Below are 7499 nucleotides of genomic sequence, written 5' to 3' on the forward strand. Positions count from 1 at the left end.
ACTGTCGCTAGCTACCTCTGTATGGTTACGCAAGCGTCTAGAAACGAATTTCCAGTTCGCCCATGTACCCAATGTGAGGCCTACGGCAATCCATACACCAGAAATTCCCGTAGTATACGCAAGACCCGGTACACCCATGAGCATCCAACCACTCATATCTGATGCTTCCGCACTAAGTGCTGTAATCCATGGTCCTAGTTGTCGGCCACCGAGGATGTAATCACCAATGCTGTTAGATTTCCTGTAATAGTAGACCCCGATATACATCATGAGTCCTAGGTATAAGGCAAAGGCGATCATAATCATTAAGTTGTCTTGTGTCATGCCTATATAAGACCTCCTTAGGTTGTAGTTCTATTCTATAGTATTATAAATAATTCCTATTGTACCATATATTAGCGCTTTAGAGTGTAAAAATTTCGTGATATTACGTAGTTTCTATACAAATTTTGAAGATTGGTTTTCTACATATGCATTAGACGTTGACTAATAAATCGTTTATACTAATAAGCCCAATGGCATATGAAATATGTTAAAATATAAGAATGGAAAAACGATATTTCGTGTTTTGTATACGAAATTTCGTCATTGATAGTCGTAATTATGGTCTTGTATGTATATTTCTGGAACGTGAAAGGAGGTACCTATGGAACAACAGCCAGCTTCAAAACAAGCTATTGCATCACAGTCGGTCGAGATGAAGCAACAAGCTATGATGAAACAACAGGCATTACGGATGTTGGAAACCTACTTTGGGTATACCTCCTTTAGACCGGCTCAAGAGGCGCCCGTTGCATCCTTGTTACGTAACGAAGATGTAATTGGCATCATGCCGACGGGGGCTGGCAAGTCTATCTGTTTCCAAATTCCTGCTCTTTGCAAGCCGGGCCTTACTATCGTGTTTTCGCCGCTCATTTCTCTTATGAAAGACCAAGTAGATGGTCTATTAGTGCAGAACATTCCGGCGGCGCTCATCAATAGTACCCTTACCCAAGCAGAGTTTAATAAGACTATGTACAAGGTGCGTAGTGGTAAGATTAAGCTGTTGTATATTGCACCAGAGCGACTAGGGTCTAATTTCTTCTGTAATGTATTGCGAGCATTGCCTATAGCTCAAGTCATCGTTGATGAGGCTCACTGTATTTCTGAGTGGGGCCATGACTTTAGACCATCCTATCGTCTCATTGGTGAGTGGCTCAACTCGCTACCGAAGAGACCTATCGTAGGTGCTTTCACAGCGACGGCGACAAAATATGTAGAAAATGATATTAAGAAACTATTAGGTTTAGATAATGCGAATGTATACGTAACGGGCTTTGACCGGTCTAATTTATCCTTCTCTGTCATCCGTACACCTAAACGCATGGATTATGTAGTCCATTATGTGCGTCAACATGCCAATGAAAATGGTATTATCTACTGTGCGACGCGCAAGGATGTAGATCGGGTGTATGAAAATCTAACCCGTGCAGGCATTAAGGTGGGTCATTATCACGGAGGGCTCAGCGACGAGGTGCGTCGTGAGATGCAAAATGCCTATGCAGATGACAAATTGCAGGTTATGGTGGCTACCAATGCCTTTGGCATGGGGATTGATAAGAGCAATGTGCGCTATGTGTTGCATTACCAAATGCCGCGCAACATGGAATCCTACTATCAAGAGGCGGGCCGTGCAGGTCGCGATGGAGCCCCTGCAGAATGTATCTTGCTCTACAGCGGGCAGGATGTACAGGTTCACAAGTATTTAATTGAACAGTCCATCGAGACTCCTGAGCGACAAGAGGTGGAACTCCGCAAATTGCAGTCTATGATTGACTATTGTTTCTGCAGTAATTGTTTGCGTAAATATATGCTTAACTATTTTGGTGAAAGCACGGTCTGGACCACATGTGACAATTGTAGCTCCTGTAAAGGTTCCGCTGATAAGGTAAATGTAACGAAAGAGGCGAAGGCCATCTTCCGGGCCATTATGGGCACTGATGAGCGCTACGGGGCCTCTATGATTACATCTATCGTGCGCGGTGAACGAACGGATCGCATCATGCGGGCAGGACACGATGCATTGCCTGTTTTTGGTTTATTGAGCAATGTAGACGAGAAATCGATTAAGGGCCTTATTCAACAATTTGTGGCTTCTGGCTACTTGCGTAGCTCTACAGGTAAATATCCAGTACTATCTTTGACGGCTGGTGCTGAGGAAGTCCTTGCTGGGCATAAAGAGGTAGAGGAAATCAGACAACATGTGTCTGTACCGTCTCGCACTCGTCGGTCTACGTCCAATGTGGCTCGAGGAAATTCTAATTCCGGTGTAGGTGGTTTATTTGAACACTTGCGACAACATCGTAAGCGCCTAGCCGAAGAGGCTGGCCTTCGACCATATCTTATCTTCCCTGATACTGTGCTTATTGACTTAGCTAATTTACGACCAACCACATTGGGTGAGTTTGGTAATGTTAAGGGCGTAGGGGAAGCAAAATTGAAAAAATATGGCCTCAGTTTTTTACAGGCCATTGCAGAATATAAGGGATAATAAATTTTACTGTATATATGGTAGTGCTATGTATTTTTTAGTATGATAGTACTATATATTGTAAGACAGACTGTTAGTGTTATTCGACTTAGTATACATAGATTTAGGGGGATATATGAGTCTAGCAGATACACAATACCTCGGTATTATTGAAAATATTTTAGAACACGGTACATATGGTCAAAATCGTACGGGCATTGCGACCTATAAATTACCTCATCAAATCATGCAATTCGACTTGCAAGAGGAATTTCCAATTTTGACTACAAAATTTGTAGCTTTCAAAACAGCGGTAAAAGAATTGTTGTGGATTTGGCAAATGCAATCTAACGATGTACGCAAATTGCAAGAGATGAACGTGCGCGTATGGGATGAGTGGATGCGTGAAGACGGCACCATTGGTAAGGCTTATGGTTACCAAATCGCAAAGTACAAACAATTAGACAATTTAATCAAAACCATTAAAGAAGATCCAGACAGCCGTCGTATGATTGTTACATTGTGGAATATTGAAGATTTAGATGATATGGCGTTACAACCATGTGCATATGAAACATTATGGGACGTAGCTGATGGACACTTGAACTGTATGCTCATCCAACGCAGTGGTGATATGGGTCTTGGCGTTCCATTTAATACGGCTCAATATGCAGCGTTACAATGCATGATTGCTCAAGTAACAGGCCTTAAACCTGGTAAATTTACTCATGTTATCAACAATGCTCATGTCTATGAAAACCATGTAGAAGCATTGCGCGAGCAATTAGCACGCCGCGATCAAGCGTTGCCAGCGCCAAAAATTGTAGTGAATCCAGACGTGAAAGACTTCTATGATTTCACGCCGGAGGACGTTACATTAGATGGATATGAACATCTAGGTAAATTATCCATGACTGTTGCCGTATAGCATAGTATTCATGACCATTGCCAAAGCGCAAAATATGTATAGCTGTTGCCATTTAATATTGTGTTCGTGACAATTGCTAAATAGTATTCCATTTATGACTGTTGCTGTATAGTATGAATCGAAAGAGGGCAGTATGTTAGCATTAATCGTAGCCGTAGCACATAATCGTGTGATTGGTAAAGATAATACCTTGATTTGGCACTTGCCGAATGATTTGAAATTCTTTAAAGAGAAAACGACAGGTCATGTCATCATTATGGGCCGTAAGACCTTTGAAAGCTTGCCGTTCTTGTTGCCAAATCGTGAGCACTGGGTGATTACCCGTGACAAAGGCTTTGATGCGCCTGAAGGGGTTAGGATTTTCCATAGCCCTGAGGCAGCTGCAGAAGCAGCGCGTGCTCTTGGTGCGGCCTATGTCATCGGTGGTGCTCAAGTATATGAGGCTTTCTTGCCTTACGTAGATACGATGTACATCACAGAAGTAGACCATGAATTTGAAGGGGATGCATTTTTCCCAGAGTTCCCAGAGGATGCTTTCACCATTGAATCCGTTGTAGACGGCATTGTGGATGAAAAGAACAAATATCCTCATCGTTTTGTAACCTATCGCAGAAAGGCATCTAAATGAGTGAAAGAATGTTTGCCATTATCGGCAGTGAATTAAATGTTAAGCCAAAGCAGGTGCAAGCTGCCGTAGAATTGTTGGACGAAGGCAATACGGTGCCATTTATTGCTCGTTACCGTAAAGAGGTAACGGGCGAATTGCAAGATGAGCAATTGCGCACCATTGAAGAACGTATTAAATACTTGCGCAACTTGGAAACACGTCGCCAAGAAATCATTGCATCTATTACAGAGCAAGAAAAGATGACCGACGAGTTGATGAAATCCTTAGAAGCCGCAACAAAGCTTCAAGAGTTAGAGGATTTGTATTTACCATACCGTCCTAAGAAACGCACACGTGCTATGATTGCCCGTGAACGAGGCTTAGAGCCGTTGGCGGAAATGGTCCTTAACGATACGGTTACTTCTGGTGATCCTTTAGAGATTGCAAAAGAATTTGTAACGGAAGAGGTGCCAACACCAGAGGATGCTATTCAAGGTGCATCTGATATCGTAGCGGAAATCGTTAGTGATAGTGCTGACTTCCGTGCGTACTTGCGTAAAAAGATGTGGAACGAAGGCTTTATTCAAGCTGAGTTAACCGGTGATGAAGAGGTACAGCAACAGTTCTTGCAATATGCAGAATATGCCGAGCCTGTTCGTCAAATGCCGTCTCACCGCATCTTGGCGGTTAATCGCGGTGAAAAATTAGGTGCGCTGAAATTAGCTCTTACTGTGCCTGGTGATACCTATGTAGCGTACATGGTACAAAAGTTGGAGAAAAATCCAAAGTCTATCTTCGCAGACTATAAAGCAGCGGCCGTAGCAGATGCATATAAACGTTTAATTTTCCCTGCTCTAGAGCGCGATATCCGCAATGAGTTGACGGAAAATGCGGATGAACAAGCTATCAAGGTGTTCGGTGTAAACCTTAAGAACCTATTGTTACAACCACCTTTGGCAGGCCATGTTATTATGGGCCTTGACCCTGGCTATCGTACAGGCTGTAAGATGGCTATCATCGACCAACAAGGTAATGTGCTAGATTACGGTGCCTACTATTTAACTAATAGTGAAAAGCTTCGCAAGGAAGCGCAAAAAGTGTTGGCTGATAAAATCCGCAAGTTCAAAGTTACCCTATTATCCATTGGTAATGGTACTGCATCCTACGAAACAGAGCAGTTTGCATCTACCATGATTGAAGAGGAAAAATTAGATTGCCACTACATCATTACCAATGAAGCAGGTGCATCTGTATATTCTGCTTCTAAATTGGCTATCGATGAATTACCAGATTTAGACGTAACAATTCGCGGCGCCGTATCCATTGCGCGCCGTGTACAAGATCCATTGGCTGAATCTGTTAAAATTGATCCTAAATCTATCGGTGTAGGTCAATATCAACATGACGTCAATCAAAAACAATTGACTCATACTTTAGATCAAGTAGTTGAAACCGTAGTAAACCACGTTGGGGTAGAGCTTAACACAGCATCTCCAGCTATTTTGCAACATATTGCAGGTATTTCTAGTACGGTGGCTAAGAACATCGTTGCATACCGTCAAGAGAATGGCGTATTTAAAAGCCGTAAAGAATTGTTGAAAGTACCTCGTCTAGGTCCTGCAGCGTTCACACAATGTGCTGGTTTCCTTCGCTTGCAACACGGTAAAAATCCACTAGATAATACATCTGTCCATCCTGAGTCTTATGAATTGGCAGAACGCATTATTGGTGAATTAGGCTTTACCTTAAAAGATTTGCAAGATAAAGCACAATTGGAAGCGTTACAAGTGAAAGTACCACTTGTTGATGCCGGAAAAATGGCCGCAAAACTTGATGCAGGTGTACCGACTGTAAGAGATATCTTAGGGGCTTTGGCAAAACCAGGTCGTGACCCTCGTGAAGATTTGCCAGCACCACTTACTAGAAAACATGTAGTAAGCCTTGAAGATATTCAAGTTGGTACTGTTGTAAAAGGTACTGTTCACAACGTAGTTGACTTTGGTGCTTTCGTAGATTTTGGTCTTAAAACTAATGGCCTTTTGCATCGCAGCGAATTATGCAATAGCCGTCAACATCCATCTGATGTGCTGGCTGTAGGCGATATCATTGAAGCTCAAATTATTTCTGTTGATGTAAAACGCAATCGTATCGGTTTATCTGTAAAAGCATTACAACCAGAAAAGCCAAAGAGTAACGATAATAACCGAAACAGAAATAACAACGGACAACGTCGAAATAACAATCGTAACAATAACCGTAATAATAATCGTAACAATGGTGGTCGACAAAACAATTAGTATCAATTGAATTATATTATAGAGAAATACACTTGACTAAAAGTCATTGTACACAAAACCGCACTCTCTATGGATTTTGAGGGTGCGGTTTTTCTATATAACTTAAAACTATGTATAATAATGCAGAACAGATATATCGAAAATGATATATCTGATTGAAATATTTAGATATAAGGCGTATGATGAAATCACAGAGGAAATCTTCCTCAATCTATATTCCTACATAGGAGGTAATGCTATGAGCTTGAACCTTAAAGAAAGATATGGACTTTTAATTAATAATGAATGGGTAGCTGCATCTGACGGCGCCGAATTCAATGTATATAACCCTGCTAATGGCGAACAACTCGCTATCTGTGCAGAGGCTACGAAAGACGATGTTGATAAAGCAGTAGACGCTGCAACAGAAGCTTTCAAAACTTGGAAAACAGTATCTCAAGTAGATCGCGCTGATTACTTGTTAAAAATTGCTGACGCTATCGATGCTCATAAAGAGTATTTGGCACAAGTTGAAACATATGACAATGGTAAACCAATCCGTGAAACTTTGAATGTAGATATTCCACTTGGCGCTGACCATTTCCGTTACTTCGCTGGCGTGCTTCGTTCCGAAGAAGGCTCTGCACAAGTATTTGATGAAAATACCTTGAGCCTCATCGTTCGCGAACCGATTGGCGTTGTAGGTCAAGTCGTGCCTTGGAACTTCCCATTCCTAATGGCTGCTTGGAAATTGGCACCAGCTCTTGCAGCAGGTTGTACAGTTGTTATTAAACCTTCTAGCCATACATCCCTTAGCCTTTTAGTATTAGGCGATATTTTGAAAGAAATCTTGCCTCCAGGCGTTGTAAATATCGTAACTGGTAAAGGCTCTAAATCTGGTCAATATATCCTTGATCATCCTGGCTTCAGTAAACTTGCTTTCACAGGCTCTACAGAAGTAGGTCTTGATGTATATAAAGCAGCATCTGAACGCTTGATTCCAGCTACATTGGAATTAGGTGGTAAATCTGCGAATATCTTCTTTGAAGATGCAAACTGGAAACAAGCTCTTGATGGGGCAATGCTCGGCATCCTCTTTAACCAAGGTCAAGTATGTTGCGCAGGTTCCCGTATCTTCGTACAAGATACAATTTATGATAAATTCGTAGCTGAACTTTC

At 41.8% G+C, this 7499-nt stretch carries 5 protein-coding genes and 1 pseudogene; 5 read left to right on the forward strand and 1 reads right to left on the reverse strand.

The window, feature by feature from the left end; genetic code table 11:
* Positions 1 to 324 (reverse strand): annotated as a pseudogene (locus tag QZ548_RS06220) (sodium:proline symporter); the annotation flags it as partial.
* A 322-nt stretch (positions 325 to 646) separates the two neighbouring features.
* Between QZ548_RS06220 and recQ the strand changes: the two are divergent.
* From recQ to QZ548_RS06245, 5 genes are all read left to right on the forward strand, one after another.
* Positions 647 to 2530 carry a DNA helicase RecQ gene (recQ, locus tag QZ548_RS06225; protein ID WP_295869114.1) on the forward strand — a complete coding sequence of 628 codons (1884 nt, stop codon included), beginning with the start codon at positions 647 to 649 and terminating at the stop codon, positions 2528 to 2530.
* Between the two features lie 115 nt (positions 2531 to 2645).
* Positions 2646 to 3437: a thymidylate synthase gene (locus QZ548_RS06230; protein WP_295869116.1), complete on the forward strand. Its 792-nt coding sequence runs from the start codon at positions 2646 to 2648 to the stop codon at positions 3435 to 3437.
* 133 nt (positions 3438 to 3570) lie between these two features.
* Positions 3571 to 4065 carry a dihydrofolate reductase gene (locus QZ548_RS06235; RefSeq protein ID WP_295869118.1) on the forward strand — a complete coding sequence of 165 codons (495 nt, stop codon included), beginning with the start codon at positions 3571 to 3573 and terminating at the stop codon, positions 4063 to 4065.
* On the forward strand, positions 4062 to 6341 hold the full coding sequence (locus tag QZ548_RS06240; RefSeq protein ID WP_295869121.1) for a Tex family protein: 2280 nt from the start codon (positions 4062 to 4064) through the stop codon (positions 6339 to 6341). Before QZ548_RS06235 ends, QZ548_RS06240 begins: the two co-directional genes overlap by 4 nt.
* Before the next feature lie 238 nt (positions 6342 to 6579).
* A partial coding sequence (locus QZ548_RS06245; RefSeq protein ID WP_295869123.1) for an aldehyde dehydrogenase family protein occupies positions 6580 to 7499 on the forward strand: 920 nt, incomplete at its 3' end.

The sequence above is a fragment of the uncultured Veillonella sp. genome, assembly GCF_915069625.1.
In the GTDB taxonomy this organism is placed as follows: domain Bacteria; phylum Bacillota; class Negativicutes; order Veillonellales; family Veillonellaceae; genus Veillonella.